11 protein-coding genes are annotated in these 15,097 nt (G+C 31.4%); 10 read left to right on the forward strand and 1 reads right to left on the reverse strand.

Annotated features, from left to right (window positions below; all coding sequences use genetic code 11):
- Positions 1-20: 20 nt before the first annotated feature.
- Positions 21-1,265, reverse strand: coding sequence for a site-specific integrase (locus tag ABZP37_RS11055; protein ID WP_366182986.1), 1,245 nt, complete (start codon positions 1,263-1,265; stop codon positions 21-23).
- A 485-nt stretch (positions 1,266-1,750) separates the two neighbouring features.
- Between ABZP37_RS11055 and ABZP37_RS11060 the strand changes: the two genes are divergently transcribed.
- The 10 genes from ABZP37_RS11060 to ABZP37_RS11105 all read left to right on the forward strand — a co-directional run bounded on the left by ABZP37_RS11060 (position 1,751) and on the right by ABZP37_RS11105 (position 15,074).
- Positions 1,751-2,983, forward strand: coding sequence for a phage integrase SAM-like domain-containing protein (locus ABZP37_RS11060; protein ID WP_366182988.1), 1,233 nt, complete (start codon positions 1,751-1,753; stop codon positions 2,981-2,983).
- Between the two features lie 52 nt (positions 2,984-3,035).
- Positions 3,036-4,250: a hypothetical protein gene (locus tag ABZP37_RS11065; protein WP_366182990.1), complete on the forward strand. Its 1,215-nt coding sequence runs from the start codon at positions 3,036-3,038 to the stop codon at positions 4,248-4,250.
- 100 nt (positions 4,251-4,350) lie between these two features.
- On the forward strand, positions 4,351-4,638 hold the full coding sequence (locus tag ABZP37_RS11070) for a helix-turn-helix domain-containing protein (RefSeq protein ID WP_192501694.1): 288 nt from the start codon (positions 4,351-4,353) through the stop codon (positions 4,636-4,638).
- 3 nt (positions 4,639-4,641) lie between these two features.
- On the forward strand, positions 4,642-4,926 hold the full coding sequence (locus ABZP37_RS11075; protein WP_366182992.1) for a helix-turn-helix domain-containing protein: 285 nt from the start codon (positions 4,642-4,644) through the stop codon (positions 4,924-4,926).
- Positions 4,927-4,946: 20 nt separating this feature from the next.
- The gene (locus ABZP37_RS11080; protein ID WP_366182994.1) at positions 4,947-7,202 is read left to right on the forward strand and encodes a DUF3987 domain-containing protein; all 2,256 of its coding nucleotides are present in this window, start codon (positions 4,947-4,949) and stop codon (positions 7,200-7,202) included.
- Positions 7,203-7,292: 90 nt separating this feature from the next.
- Positions 7,293-7,868 (forward strand): hypothetical protein, encoded by a 576-nt coding sequence (locus ABZP37_RS11085; RefSeq protein WP_366182996.1) that lies wholly within the window; start codon positions 7,293-7,295, stop codon positions 7,866-7,868.
- Complete coding sequence (locus ABZP37_RS11090) at positions 7,865-8,689, forward strand: hypothetical protein (RefSeq protein ID WP_366182998.1); 825 nt, start codon at positions 7,865-7,867, stop codon at positions 8,687-8,689. Before ABZP37_RS11085 ends, ABZP37_RS11090 begins: the two co-directional genes overlap by 4 nt.
- Before the next feature lie 485 nt (positions 8,690-9,174).
- Positions 9,175-11,952: a DNA methyltransferase gene (locus ABZP37_RS11095; RefSeq protein ID WP_366183000.1), complete on the forward strand. Its 2,778-nt coding sequence runs from the start codon at positions 9,175-9,177 to the stop codon at positions 11,950-11,952.
- Between the two features lies 1 nt (position 11,953).
- A complete protein-coding gene (locus tag ABZP37_RS11100) occupies positions 11,954-13,888 on the forward strand; it encodes a DEAD/DEAH box helicase (protein ID WP_366183002.1) in 1,935 nt (644 codons plus the stop codon).
- Complete coding sequence (locus ABZP37_RS11105) at positions 13,881-15,074, forward strand: GIY-YIG nuclease family protein (protein ID WP_366183004.1); 1,194 nt, start codon at positions 13,881-13,883, stop codon at positions 15,072-15,074. Before ABZP37_RS11100 ends, ABZP37_RS11105 begins: the two co-directional genes overlap by 8 nt.
- Positions 15,075-15,097 lie beyond the last annotated feature (23 nt).

Genomic DNA, 15,097 nt, shown 5'->3' on the forward strand with positions numbered 1-15,097 from the left:
AATTTACATTTTAAATCTATTTAGTCAAATTTTTCTATTAAAACTTTCATGTGTTTTTTAACGGTTCCATCCATTATTTTAGCATAATGCTGAGTTTGGGTTATTCGTTTGTGACCCATAATTTGACTGATAACCTCCATTGGAATATTATTTGCCAAAGCCACAGTTGTAGCGAATGTGTGTCTACCTACATACCAAGTCAAATTTTTTTCGATACCACATAAATCAGCTATTTCTTTGAGATAAGCATTCATGTTAGAATTACTTCGATTTGGAACCAATCGGTTTTCCTCTACACATTCGGGGTCGTCTTTGTATTTGTCGATTATACGTTGTAATGGGGGAATAACTAAAACATTGGTCTTTACACCAGTCTTCTGTCTTTTAGTTTGTATCCAACTGTCTAAATCGTTATCTAAGCTGAAATTACCTTGACGAAGGTTCATCACATCAACTGGAGCATAACTGGTATAGCAACTAAATAAGAATATATCTCGTGTCACATCCAATCTTCTATTTGAAAATACTTTGTTTTCAATAGTTCTCAATTCTTCAAGTGTTAAAAACGTGGTGTCAATATCTTTTAATTTACCATCATAAATTGAAAAAGGGTTATTGGCTACCATTCCAACTGTTATTGCATGATTAATCATTGAAGAAATGTTTCTTAAATATTTCACAGTAGTATTGTTTCCTAATCCTTTATTTTTTCCGTGTATCCTTTCAAATCTTAAAAACTCATCCAGAGCATAAACAAATTGTCTATTGACTTTCTCAAACAGAATATCTTTTATTTTATGTTTAGATTGGAGAAAGTCTTTAATAACATTTGCCATTCTTTCATATTTTTCAAGTGAACCTTTGGCACGGTCACCTTTAGTTACTTGTTTTTTAAAATATTCATTATGTTTCTCAATAATTTCCAACAATGTGATTTTATGTTCAGTCTTTTCGTTGAAACAATAGTTTTTTAGATATAGGGGAGTTATTTCTTTGTTATCTGGGTTATTCCTGACTAGTTCATTGTATTTACTCTCAATGCCATCTACTAATGATTTTAAATAGTTCTTCAGGTTAATTTCATTGTCGATTCTAACCACGTTTCGTAAGTTGTTGGTTTTAGACCAGCGCTCCTGTAAAATGTATTTAGATGTTGAAAAAGTGGAGTAGAGGCTCCCTAAATAAATTTTGGCATAGATTGCCGTTTCACCACTCTGATTTTTTTTGTCTCCTTTCAAGTAGAAGGTCACTTTTAGTTTTTTCATTTGCTACGTTTTAGATTAATATGATACAAACGTACTTCTGAAAGTTGCTCAGCCCTTGCTATTGTTAACAATTGTCAACTTTTGGTACCCTACATTGGTACCTGAAACTATAGGGTACCAAATAGGGTACTTGTCGAATCCGATTTAAGGGGTAAAATGAAATTAGAGTTCATTAACCAATTAAATCAATAACGGTGCTTAGGTACTGTAAAATATAGGATTTTGTAAATAAAGGAAAGTATTGAAATGTAAAAAGCACCTCATTGAGGTGCTTTCCGCGGAGAAAGAGGGACTACAATAATCCAAATCAGTAAAAACAAGGATTATCCAATTATGTACACAAACTCAATAAATTCAATACTTAACAAAGTATTTTTCAATAATTGATATTGGATAAGTTTGGATTTAATAGTATAATATTGGACTAATGTGGACTAAATGTGGGCTAGATTTTGTATCTTTATGTAATATAAAAAGGGAAAAATATGGCATCAATTTACCTACTTCTTCAAAGTAAAAAAAGTCCAGCAGTTATTTATATTCGTTTGCGTGATGGCAGAAATACGGATATAAAAGCAAAAACAAATTATCACATTGATCCAAAAGATTGGGATGATGCTGAACAACGACCAACCAAAAGAGCAGTTAAAGACATTGATATTGCTAACCTGGACACAGACTTAGTAACATTAAAAAATGACCTTTTAAAACAGTACAATAAAAGTAAGGGAATAAAACTGATTGATGCGCAATGGTTAAAAGATTTTATTAATCCACCACAGGAAGAAATAAAACATCCAGATAAATTAGTTGATTATATTGATACGTTTATTGAGTTTAAAAAAGCAGACGTAAAGAGCAGCACAATTACAAAATGCAATGTAATTAAACATTTATTAATGAGGTATCAAGAGCATACAAGATCAACTATATTTATTCGTGATGTCGATGCTAAGTTCAAAATGGACTTTGAAAAATATTGCATTCAAGTTGGTTATGCTCCAAACACAACAGCTCGCAACATTCGTTTTATAAAAACATTCTGCCGTCACGCAAAAGCGAATGGAGTAGAAACACATTATCAATTAGATAGTATTAAAGCCAAATATCACAAAGTCGAAAATATTTATTTAGATGAAAATGAGATTGCAGCAATTGAAAAAATAAAAGTTTCAGAATTAACAGATGGTTTGGAAAATGCACGTGATTGGTTATTGATAAGTTGTTATTGTGGCCAAAGGGTTTCTGATTTTTTACGTTTTGAAAAATCTATGATTAGACATGAAAAAAATAAAGCAGGAGATCTAAAACCGTTGATTGAGTTTACACAGGTCAAAACAGATAAAATAATGACAATACCATTACATTCAAAAATCATTGAGATTTTAAAAAAATATGATGGTAACTTCCCTCGAAAAATATCCGACCAGAAATACAATGAACACATCAAAAAAGTTTGTGAAAAAGCAAAAATAGAGCAGCCAATTCACGGGATTTTATTTGACCATAAGATTAAAGCAAAAGTAGAAAAAGACTACCCAAAATGGAAATTAGTTTCTTCGCACATTGGGAGACGTTCATTTGCATCTAATAATTACGGGAAGATTCCAACTTCATTTTTAATGTACATAACTGGACACACTACTGAAGCTATGTTTTTGACTTACATAGGCAAAAGCAATAAAGATATTGCAATGGAATTAACTAATTACTTCTAAAATTCGAAGCTTTTTTTTTACTTTCACACTTTTAAAACGAATTTGCAAACTGATGGTTGAGTTAAGCAGCAAAGAAAAGGAGGTTTTAGACTTCCTTTTAGAATTTATAGAAATGGGTATTTTTAGTATTGAGCAGCATGAGAGAGACTTGGGCAGACTCGATTATTCTTTATGTTCTGATGATAGCGAAAAGCAGCTTATTACAGAAAAAAAAATAGCAAAACTAAAAAAACGATTAAGTAAATGCAATCCAATTATTGCAGGTTATATAAACGCATTAACTACTTCTGATCCCTTAAATTCAAGCCATGAGGAAAAGCTATTAATGATAAGTAAAAACTTTTTATTAACAGAATACAGTGAATTATTCGAAATGTTAGTAAGTGAAGATATTAGTACAATTCAGGGATATCAATTTGAAAGTATTATCAAGAGTTTAGGTTTCAAATACAAACCTTTGAAAGAATTTATTCAAGCGGTATGTGATGTAAATAGTTTTTATCTGTACAAATCATTTCTTGAAATATCACAAAATGATAATTTATCCTATGAAAAGGTAAAAGATAAATTAAACAATGCTTTTTTTAGATTGGAAGCATTTATGAACGGGACCGTTAACCAATATGTTCACTTTGATTTTAATACCACTTTTACCGAGCTATTTTATTGTACTAGAAAACTAGAAAATGTCTCTTATGCTAATTATAATCTTATCGGAGAATATTGGGGATTAACGGAACAAATAAGAGTTGATTATGATAAATCGACTTTTGATAATCATAAAGCATATGAAAATAAAGCGTTTTGCAATGATTGTAATGTTATTTCCTCAATTGCATGGGATAGAATAAGTGAGTTTAATTCATTTGCAACTCCAGATGAAATTGAAGAACAAAACAGGAAAAAATCAATTTCGGATGTGATAAAGGCTTCTGATAAAGTGGAAGCAGTTAAAGAAGAAATTAAAAATTTAATAGTAGAAACACCTACAGAAGAATCGAACTTATATCCTCGAATTTTTACTTCTGATAAAGCATTTCACAAATTCAAAAATCTAGTAGAAGCATTCGGTAATGGTGATGAAAAATTAGCCGATTACAGTTTTGTTTTTCACCGCATGAGAAAAGATAAATTAATTTATGATGATTACCAGCAAACGCAATTTGTTTATTTTCTATTAGAATTTAATATAAATATCAGCAGAATAAAACCTAAAACCCAATTAGGAAAATCAGATTTAAGAGAAAGTATATACAATAGAGTATAAATACTTTTAAGAAACCGTGTCATAAAACACACGACTTCATTCAATCCACAACACGACTTCATTTGCAATTTTGACTTGTTAAACTTTAAAACAACAAGTCATGCAAACCAATTCAGTATTATTAGAAAGCCTAACAGTTGAACAACTTCAACAAATTATAGGTACGTCCGTTAGAAACGGTATTCAAGAATTTCAAAAAGAAATCCAATCCAAAAATGATGATGAAGCACTTCTCACCAGAGAGGAAACATGTCAATTCCTTAAAATTGATAGCAGCACATTATGGGCTTGGACCAATAAAGGAAAAGTCAAAGCCTACGGAATAGGCGCACGACGTTACTACAAGAAAAGTGAATTATTAGCTGGCTTATCCTTATTAAAAAAATAAGCTATGGAGGACTTTTCAATTACTCAAAAAGAAGCCGAAAGGATTTATGTAAAAATTGCATCCTTAGAGGTAAGCATCAAGAAACAGCAACAATACATTAACTCTGAAGACCTTTTCTTCGACAATGTAGAGTTTATGCAGCTGATGAATATTAGTGTCCGTACAGCTCAAAAATGGAGAGACAGTAAAATAATCGGATTCTCTCAAGTAGGTTCAAAAATCTATTACAGATTATCCGACATTCAAAAACTATTGAATGAGAATTATAATCCAAAAAGAGAATCTTAATCCTAAACTATAGCAAACTGATGGTATCAAAATATAAAAACTTCGGAACGAGATTAGAGGATGTTTCAATCTTCGATATTTTTCAAGATATAAAATCCAATAAATACGAAGGCGAAATAAACGCAATTCGTTTTGCAATGCATTCTGAAAAGCTAGAAATGGCAGACAAGCTAAAAAGCGAATTAGTAGCGTTTACTGCTTCTGGAACGTTTGGAAAACAGCGAAAAAAAGAGTTTTTAGTTTCCTATTCTCAAATAGTAAATCTTGATTTTGACCATATTCCAGTGGAAGATTTAAGTAGTTTAATAACTAAAATAAACGGCTGTGAACTCACATTAGCATCGTTTGTTAGTCCAAGAGGAGAAGGTTTAAAAGTATTCATCAAAATCAATTCTAATGCAGAAAAACACACGATTGCTTACAGTCAAGTGGCTAATTATTACCAAAACCTTACAGGTTTTGATTTTGACCCAAAATGTAAAGACATTTCCAGATTATGTTTTGTTTCCCATGATCCAAATCTTTTTATAAATGAAAATGCAACTATATTTGAAGTTCAAGAAGAAAGCAAAAGTGAAGAAAAAATAAAAACAAAGCCAAAACCGATTCAAGTTACACAATTCCTTTCAACAGATGAAAAATTAGATAATTGCTTAAAATTTACAGAACAAAAAGCACAATATCACAACGGTAATCGCAATAACTTTATATACCTGCTGGCAAGTAATGCAAACAGAAACGGAATACATCAGGAAGATACGTTAGATTATTGCATTACCAATTTTGATTTATCCGAAAGCGAAATTAAAACAACGGTTCAATCTGTCTACAAAAATCAAATTGCAGACTTTGCAAAGTTTGCAAACTATGGAAAGTTGCAAAGTGTTGATAATCCAATTAATCATGCAGAGCTAAACAAAGCGGTTATTGAAGTTGAAGAAGAAGATGTATTAAAAACTACACCTATAATTCCTCAATCTGTTTATGATAATTTACCGCCTATATTGTTTGAGAGCTGTAAAGTATTTAAAGAGCCACGAGAACGTGATACTTTCTTAACAGGTGCATTAGCAATTCTTTCAGGTTGTTTACCTAACGTTTCAGGTTTGTATAGTGGTAGTGTTGTTTATCCTAGTTTATTTTCTTTCATTTTAGCTCCAGCTGCTTCTGGAAAAGGAGCTTTAAAATTTGCAAAAGCATTAGCAGACAAATATCATGACAAAATGGTTGCTGAATCAGATGAAGCAAGGAAACGCTATTTAGAAAGTATGGAAGCCTACAAATTATTAAAAGCAAATAAAAAACTAGACCAGAGTCAAGAAATGCCTGTAGCACCCAAATTAAAAGTAGTCTATATTCCTGCCAATACGAGTAATGCAAAAGTAATTCAGCATTTAGATTGGAATGAAGGTAAAGGAATTATTTGTGAAACCGAAGCCGATACATTAGGACAAACATTCAAAAACGAATGGGGTTCTTATTCTGATATGCTTCGAAAATCCTTTCATCACGAGAAAATTTCTGTAAGTCGTAAAACAGATGCCGAGTTTGTCGAAGTAAATGAACCGCAACTTTCAGTTGCATTGTCAGGAACACCAAAACAAATTTTCAATATCATTTCTTCTGCCGAAGATGGTTTGTTTAGCCGGTTCATTTTCTATGTTTTTAAAACGGATGCCGTTTGGCTCGATCCTTCACCAAAAGGAAACCCGATAAATCTAACCGACTTTTTTAAAACACAATCAAGAGAAGTATTGAAAATGGTAGAGTTTTTCGAAAAAGATAACATGATACTTCATTTAACAGAGGAACAATGGGATAGATTCAATCCTCTTTTTAGCTCTTTTCTCCATCAAGTAAATACTTTTGTTAGTGATGATGCACTTAGTGTTGTCAAACGATTAGGAATCATTCTATATCGCTTATGTATGATTTTTACCGCTATCAGGAAATTTAAAAATAACCAATATGAAGTAGAAATCTTTTGTTCAGATGTTGATTTTGATACGGCATTAACTTTAGTTGAAACCTATTTGGAACACAGTGTGATCATGTTTAATAATTTACCAAAACAAGGCGATCAAGGCCCTTTTAAATCAGGGGAAAAGAAAAAGCAGTTTTTTGATGCATTACCGATTGAATTCCAACGAAAGCAAGCTGTAGAAATTGGTATAACTTATAAATTATCTGAAAGGACGGTTGATAATTTGTTGAAAGCTTGTTTAGGTTCTCACTTAACGCAGCCAGATTATGGGGTTTACAAAAAAGTAACTTGATACTAAGTTATTTCAGTTCGTTTGCTTTAAAAATAAACAAAATACGTTAATTTGCTACTTTTAAGATGAATGAACTAATTGTAAATTAGCATGGGTAGAGAAATAGTAACGAAATTTAAAGAAGATTATTCAACATACAACAAGCTGTTGAAAGAAACTAAATCAATATTTGATAATGTTATTAATATTACTGAAGTTGGTAATAATGCAAATACTTTAGAAAAAATAGAAGATTTAAAACACAAGACTTTAAAAAACAATATTGAATTGATTATCAATGTAAAAGTGAGTAATAATAAGTTTTTTCAATTTAAACTAAAGTGTAAAGAGTATTGCAAAATTCCTTTTTTTAGATTTGATAGTGATGGTGATACCCATAGGAATTATTTAGAAAATACAACAAAATTAGATGCGCAAAAAGTAGAACCGCCCCATTTTCATTTTTTCAATGAAGACGGTTTGAATTTAGCTTATCAAACGCCTCAACTTGAAAACAAAAATGAAAAGAAAGCTTTAGAGGACATTAATTTATGTATTTTCCATTTTTTCAAAGAAGCAAATATTATTTTATCAAATGATTTGTTACCAATAATAAAAATTAAAGGAAACTCTTTAGGTTTAGACTTTTCAAATGATGATCCAAATGCAAATATGACATTTTTATGAGTACATTAGAAAATATATATGATGATATAACATCAACTTTTGGAAACCTTTGGAGTTTTAAAAGCAGAGGTAAATCTATTGAGATTATTACACCATTTGCAACAACAAACCACAGGTTCATTTCGGTGTTTATTAGTATTCAAGGTGATGAGTTTATTGTTTCAGATGGTGGTTGGATAGAACAAGGTATTTATGATAATAATTTTAACTTAGATGAAGATTGTTACAAAAAAATAATTATGCATTATCAAGATGTTTTTAAAATAAAAGAAACTAAAAACGCAGCCAAGACAATTTATTTTTATAAAAAAACAAGTAATCCAATTTCGGTAGCTTCAATAGTTTTTGACTTATCAAATTTCGTGTCAACTATAGTTAGTTTATCATTTGTTGAATACACTGAAAAAGAAGAAAAAGAAACAAAAGAACGCTTTAATAAAAAGGCCAACTTATATCTAACTACGATCGTAGATCATGAACATATAAAATTTAATAGTCCTATTGGTGATAATAAGAAAATTAAGTTTAATGCAATTGTAACCAAAAATAAAAATGAGTTAATCTTATTGAATTACATAACAGGAAGTTCAGATTATTATTTCAGTAATAGTATATCAAAAACAAATATGATTTTTGAAATGGCTTTAAAAACACCATTATCCAGTTTTATTAGCAAGAAAATATCAATTATTGACACCGATGCTTCAGGTTATATTCCTCAAAAAGTAAATCCATTTTTAAATCACTTATTCGAAAATACTGGTTCTATTGAGGTAAATTGGCATGAAAAAGAAATACTCCATGAATTATTAAATAATTAGTATCGCGGTATCATTTACCCTAGCCTTTTGATGCTATGATAGATGATACCAACTTTAAATCAATACGTATTTTCTAGACCAGATAATTAGTATTGGTAGTCGTCATGAATTTAACAACTAGGATAAATATATTTCAGACGATTAGGATAACAAGATTTGCACAGCGCGATTAAGGATTTACTAATTCGAAATGGAAAATAATTATAAATAGTGTAATTTCCAACTATTATAAGCTTGGAAACTGCGCAGTGATTGCAGTGATTTTTTGTGTAGGATTTTAGAAAATAAAACAGAAATATCACTAAAAGTGGGTATTGCCACAACAGTTTTAAAATAGTTTATTTAAACATTCAAAATAACGGATATAAATGTGCTGCATCAAGTAAGAATGAAAAAACGAAACAAGTACAAAGAAAACACTTACTTTTAACAGATGCTAAAGAAATATTAGCAGCAAATAATCAAATGCAACTTTTTCATATAAAATGAACATAGCCCAAATAGAACAAAATCTTCAAGATCTAATTAAAAATTATAGCAAAGACACATTCATTTTTGATTTCATGTTGGCTTATGGATTGCCAAAAGCATCCATAACGCGATTACAAAAAGGAAACTTAAATCTTTCAAAAGTACCAGGAGAAATCTCTTGGAAAAAGAAGCTGTTGTTCAAACCCGTAATAAATGAAGATTTACATACAACCATTACACTTTGTAAGGAACAGGCAAAGCAAGAACAGCGTTTTATAATCGTAACTGACTTTATTACGCTGTTGGCGGTGGACACAAAAACCACCGATACGTTGGACATTCCTTTTTTGGATTTACCCACGCACTTTGATTTCTTTTTGCCTTGGGCTGGTATGGAAAAAGCTACCCACCAAAACGAAAACCCTGCCGATGTAAAAGCTGCCGAAAAAATGGCTAAGCTTTTTGACGAAATCAAAAAAGACAATCCAGATACATCTGCCGACTTTATTCACGGTCTAAATGTGTTCCTTTCACGGTTGCTGTTTTGCTTTTTTGCCGAAGACACTAATATTTTTAAACCAGGTATTTTTACCGATTCAATCACCTCACATACACAAGTAGATGGTAGTGATTTGAGCGATTATCTAGACAAACTTTTTGAGGTTTTAAATACACCCGATAGAAACCGAAAAGACTTGCCTGCTTACCTACAAGCATTTCCTTATGTAAACGGTGGATTATTCGAGAAATTTTATAAAACCCCAAATTTTACCCGTCGTTCGCGTCAAGCCATTATTGATGCGGGGGAGTTGGTATGGTCAGCTATCAATCCTGATATTTTTGGTTCTATGTTTCAGGCGGTGATTACCCCAGACCATCGAGGCAGTTTAGGTGCGCATTATACCAGTGTGCCAAATATTATGAAAGTAATGGAACCCTTGTTCTTGAACGACCTGAACGAAGAGTTTGAAAACGGAAAATTTGAACCCAAAAAACTCAACAAATTACTAGAGCGATTAAGCAAACTAAAAATATTTGACCCCGCCTGTGGGAGTGGTAACTTCTTGATTATTGCCTACAAAGAATTGCGATTGCTCGAAATAAAAATCCTGAAACAATTACAGGAACTACAGCAAGCCGCCACTGGTTTTGAAGACTACCAAGCCACCCTTGATCTAATACCTAAAGCACAACAAACCCTTGCGGCACAATACCAACATTCTTTATTCTCTCGTATCGAATTAGCTCAATTCTTTGGTATCGAAATAGATGATTTTGCTCACGAAATAGCAATTCTTTCCCTTTGGTTGGCTCAACACCAAATGAACCAAAAATTCAAAGCTGTTTTTGGTGCAAGCAACCCAACTTTACCACTACAAGCAGGCGGTAATATTGCGCACGGCAATGCTGCTAGACTAGATTGGGATGTAGTTTGCCCTAAGAAGGAAGGTGATGAGATTTATATCTTGGGAAATCCGCCGTATTTGGGTTATTCTTTGCAATCGACAGTACAAAAGGACGATATGGCTTATGTTTTTATAGGATTGAATAACTATAAAAAACTTGATTTTATTGCTTGTTGGTTTTATTTAGGAGCAAAATATATATTGAATTTTAACGCCGAATTTGCTTTTGTATCTACTAATTCAATTTGTCAAGGAGAGCAAGTAGCTTTAATATGGCCTTCTATTTTTTGTAAAGATTTAGAGATAAGTTTTGCTCATGGTTCCTTTAAATGGAATAATAATGCTAAAGCAAATGCTGGAGTTACAGTTGTTATAGTTGGTGTTAGGAATAGTTCTAAAACAGAAAAATATTTATTTAATGATAATAAAAAATATTTAGTAAATAATATTAATGCTTATTTAGCAAATGCTCAAAATATTATTATAGAGAAAAGACAAAGACCTATATCTTCCTTTCCAACTATGATGAAAGGCAGTCAACCAACGGACGGAGGTAATTTAATATTGTCTACATCTGAAAAAGAAACTTTACTACAAAAACATCCTCAAAGCCATTTGTTCATTAAAAAACTAACTGGTTCTGAAGAATTTATAAACAACTCTGAAAGATGGTGTTTATGGATTACTTCTGATATGGCTAATGATGCAATTGAGATTGAAGAGATTAAAAATCGTATTGAAAAAGTATACGAAATGCGTAGCAATAGTACAAAGGCAGCAACGCGTGAAAGTGCAAAAACATCATTTGCTTTTGGTGAGATTCGTTTCTCTCCCACAAATTCTATTATTATACCATCGCATTCATCTGAAATCAGAGAGTTTATTCCACTAGGGTTTTTAAATGAATCAACGATTATAACTAATTCTGCTTTTGCAATTTATAATGCTGAAACTTTTTTGTTTTCAATCCTTAATTCATCGATGCACATAAGGTGGGTTCGTGCTGTTTGCGGAAGCTTAGAAACTCGTATTCGCTATTCAAACACTTTATGCTACAACACTTTCCCATTCCCAAAAATCTCCAAATCTCAAAAAGAAGAATTAACAGCTAGTGTTTTTAGGATATTAGAAGAAAGAGAAAACCATTCGGAGAAAACGCTGGCACAATTATATGATCCTGACAAAATGCCAGAGGGTTTACGAGAAGCACACAGATTAAACGATTTAGCGGTAGAACGCTGTTATAGAAGCAAACCTTTTGAGAGTGACGAAGAGCGTTTGGAATATCTTTTTAAACTCTATGAAAAAATGATAGCCGAAGAAAAAGCAAAAGACACCTTATTTCAGGAAGAGAAGAAAGCAAAGAAAACTAAAAAGATAAAATAAGATGCCAAATATAGTAGATGTTACCTACAACCAAACAGGAAAAAGCACCAGTACAAATACAATGGGGATGCGCGAAATGCAATCTCGTGCTTTTGAATCTCGTGACGCTAATTATTTATTATTAAAAGCGCCTCCTGCATCGGGTAAATCGCGTGCATTGATGTTTTTAGCTTTAGATAAAATAATCAATCAAGGAATTAAAAAAGTAATCGTTGCTGTTCCTGAGCGCTCTATTGGTAGTTCGTTTTCTAAAACAGATTTAAAAAAGGATGGTTTTTTTGCTAATTGGGAACCTAATGATGTTTACAATCTTTGTACTCCAGGTGATGAAGGCAGTAAAAGTAAAGTAGAAGCTTTTCATAAATTTATGGATAGTAACGAAAAGATTTTGATTTGTACACACGCCACACTACGCTTTGCTTGTGATACATTGGATGAAACTAAATTCAATGATACGGTATTAGCAATTGATGAATTTCATCACGTTTCTGCTGATGTAAACAACAGATTAGGTGAGCTATTAAAAGTAATAATGAACAAGTCAACAGCGCATATTATTGCTATGACAGGTTCTTATTTCAGAGGGGATAGCGTACCTATTTTAACGCCAGAGAACGAAGCTAAATTCACTAAGGTAACTTATAACTATTATGAGCAGTTAAACGGATATAACTACTTAAAATCACTAGGAATAGGCTATCATTTCTATTCGGGTAAATACACTTCGGCCATACTCGAAATACTTGATACTGATAAAAAGACAATCATTCATATTCCAAATGTAAATTCTGGCGAATCTACAAAAGACAAACACAATGAAGTCGATTTTATTATTGATGCTATTGGTAAAGTAATCAAACAAGATGCTGAAACAGGAGTGATTTTTGTCGAAAGACATTCAGATGGTAAAGTATTAAAAATAGCTGATTTAGTAGAAGACAATGGTAGAGAACGAGATAAAATTGTAAATTATCTGCGTAGTGTTAAATCAGTTGATGATATGGATTTAATCATTGCATTAGGAATGGCAAAAGAAGGTTTTGACTGGCCTTTTTGCGAACACGCCTTAACCATTGGTTACAGAGGTTCACTAACAGAGATTATTCAAATTATTGGTCGTTGCACACGTGATAGTAATAATAAAACACATGCACAGTTTACCAATTTAATAGCGCAGCCCGAAGCCATTCAAGACGATGTTAGAATTGCCACTAATAACATGTTGAAAGCAATTACAGCATCTTTATTAATGGAACAAGTGTTAGCTCCTAATTTTAAATTCAAAACAAAATTAGACAATGATGACGATGATATTAAACCAGGAGAAATAAAAATTAGAGGTTTTAAAGAGCCAAGTTCTAAAAGAGTTAAAGATATTGTAGAATCAGATTTGAATGATTTAAAAGCAAGTATTCTACAAGACGATTCCATGTTAAAAGCAATGCCTGGTAACATTGATCCCGAAGTAATTAACAAAGTCCTAATTCCTAAAATCATTAGAGTTAAATATCCTGAATTATCAGATGAAGAAATTGAGGAAATCCGTCAATATGTAGTGGTTGATTCTGTAATTAAAAGTGGTGAGATAAAAGAAGTAGGAGACCAACGATTTATTCGCATGACGGACAAATTCATTAACATTGACGATATTCATATTGATTTGATAGATAAAGTAAATCCTTTCCAAAAAGCATTTGAGATTTTATCAAAATCAGTAACAACCAAAGTACTAAAAGTAATTCAAGATACAATTGAAGCCACACGAATCAAAATGGACTTCGAGGAAGCTAAAATATTATGGCCCAAAATTGTTGAGTTTAAAAAATTGCATGATAAAGAACCAAGCTTAAATTCAAATAATCCATTGGAAAAAAGAATGGCAGAATGTATTATTTATTTGAAAGAAGAAAAAAGAAAACGTTTAGCAAATGGATAAGAATTCAGTACTTGACGATATATTCAATAATGATGAGTTTGATATCCTAAATGTCAAACCAAAATCATCTGGCGTAAAAAATACAGACGAAAGGTTAATAGCATCTTTCAATGAGGTAAATGAGTTTGTAGAAAAATACAATAGAGAACCACAACCCAATCTTAGCAATATATCAGAATATCAATTATACACTAGATTAAAAGGAATAAGAGAAAATCCTGAGAAAAAAGAACAGTTAAAAGAGATTGACACGAATAACATACTTGAATTTGAGGTAAAAGAAATCAATTCAATAGACGATATTTTTAATGATGATACATTTGATTTATTAGAAGATGATACCGATTTGTTTGATTTTAAACATACACCAAAACCCGAAAAGAGAGAAGCAACAGATTTTGTTGCAAGAAGAAAGCCTTGTAAAAACTTTGATAAATATGAGCATTTATTCAAAGAAATTCAAAAAGATTTAGCCAATGGCAACAGAAAGTTAGTTGATTTTAAAATGGGTAATTTACGTGAAGGAGCTTATTATGTTCATAACGGAGTATTATTTCTATTAGAAGAAATCACAATTTCAAATAAAGAGCATTATCGTGAAGATGGAACAAGAGTTCGAGAAGATGGTAGAACAAGATGTATTTTTGAGAATGGCACAGTTTCTAATATGCTTAAAAGGTCTGTAGAAAAAATATTATATGCTAATGGTCAAGTAGTTTCAGAAAATATAGACAAAGTAAACCAAAGCTTTATTGAAAAATTTAGCAATATTACTGAAGAAGATGAAGAAGCAGGATTTATTTATGTATTAAGTTCAAAAAGCAAAGATGAAAAAATAGCAGCAATAGAAAACCTTTATAAAATTGGATATTCAAAAGTTGACGTATTAGAAAGAATAAAAAATGCTGAAAAAGAACCAACATACTTAATGGCAAAAGTCAAAATAGAAGATGCTTGGAAATGCTATAATATGAATCCACAAAAATTAGAACAATTGCTTCATAATTTTTTTGGGAGTTCCTGTTTAAATATTGATGTTTTCGATGAAAATAAAAAGCGATACACACCTAGAGAATGGTTCATTGCACCAATTGATGTTATTGAACAAGCAATTCAGTTAATTATAAATGGGGAGATTGTTAAGTATAGATACGATGTTGATAATAAAATAATAGGAAATAGATAAAATATATTTGTTGTAAAACTTGT

The organism is Flavobacterium ovatum (assembly GCF_040703125.1).
Lineage (GTDB): Bacteria > Bacteroidota > Bacteroidia > Flavobacteriales > Flavobacteriaceae > Flavobacterium > Flavobacterium ovatum.

Bases quoted from the DNA above. Each gene is read 5' to 3' on its own strand.
- ABZP37_RS11080 (WP_366182994.1), top strand. From the start codon at position 4,947: ATGGTATCAAAATATAAAAACTTCGGAACGAGATTAGAGGATGTTTCA.
- ABZP37_RS11075 (WP_366182992.1), top strand. From the start codon at position 4,642: ATGGAGGACTTTTCAATTACTCAAAAAGAAGCCGAAAGGATTTATGTA.
- ABZP37_RS11070 (WP_192501694.1), top strand. From the start codon at position 4,351: ATGCAAACCAATTCAGTATTATTAGAAAGCCTAACAGTTGAACAACTT.
- ABZP37_RS11100 (WP_366183002.1), top strand. From the start codon at position 11,954: ATGCCAAATATAGTAGATGTTACCTACAACCAAACAGGAAAAAGCACC.
- ABZP37_RS11090 (WP_366182998.1), top strand. From the start codon at position 7,865: ATGAGTACATTAGAAAATATATATGATGATATAACATCAACTTTTGGA.
- ABZP37_RS11085 (WP_366182996.1), top strand. From the start codon at position 7,293: ATGGGTAGAGAAATAGTAACGAAATTTAAAGAAGATTATTCAACATAC.
- ABZP37_RS11095 (WP_366183000.1), top strand. From the start codon at position 9,175: ATGAACATAGCCCAAATAGAACAAAATCTTCAAGATCTAATTAAAAAT.
- ABZP37_RS11055 (WP_366182986.1), bottom strand. From the start codon at position 1,265: ATGAAAAAACTAAAAGTGACCTTCTACTTGAAAGGAGACAAAAAAAAT.
- ABZP37_RS11065 (WP_366182990.1), top strand. From the start codon at position 3,036: ATGGTTGAGTTAAGCAGCAAAGAAAAGGAGGTTTTAGACTTCCTTTTA.
- ABZP37_RS11060 (WP_366182988.1), top strand. From the start codon at position 1,751: ATGGCATCAATTTACCTACTTCTTCAAAGTAAAAAAAGTCCAGCAGTT.
- ABZP37_RS11105 (WP_366183004.1), top strand. From the start codon at position 13,881: ATGGATAAGAATTCAGTACTTGACGATATATTCAATAATGATGAGTTT.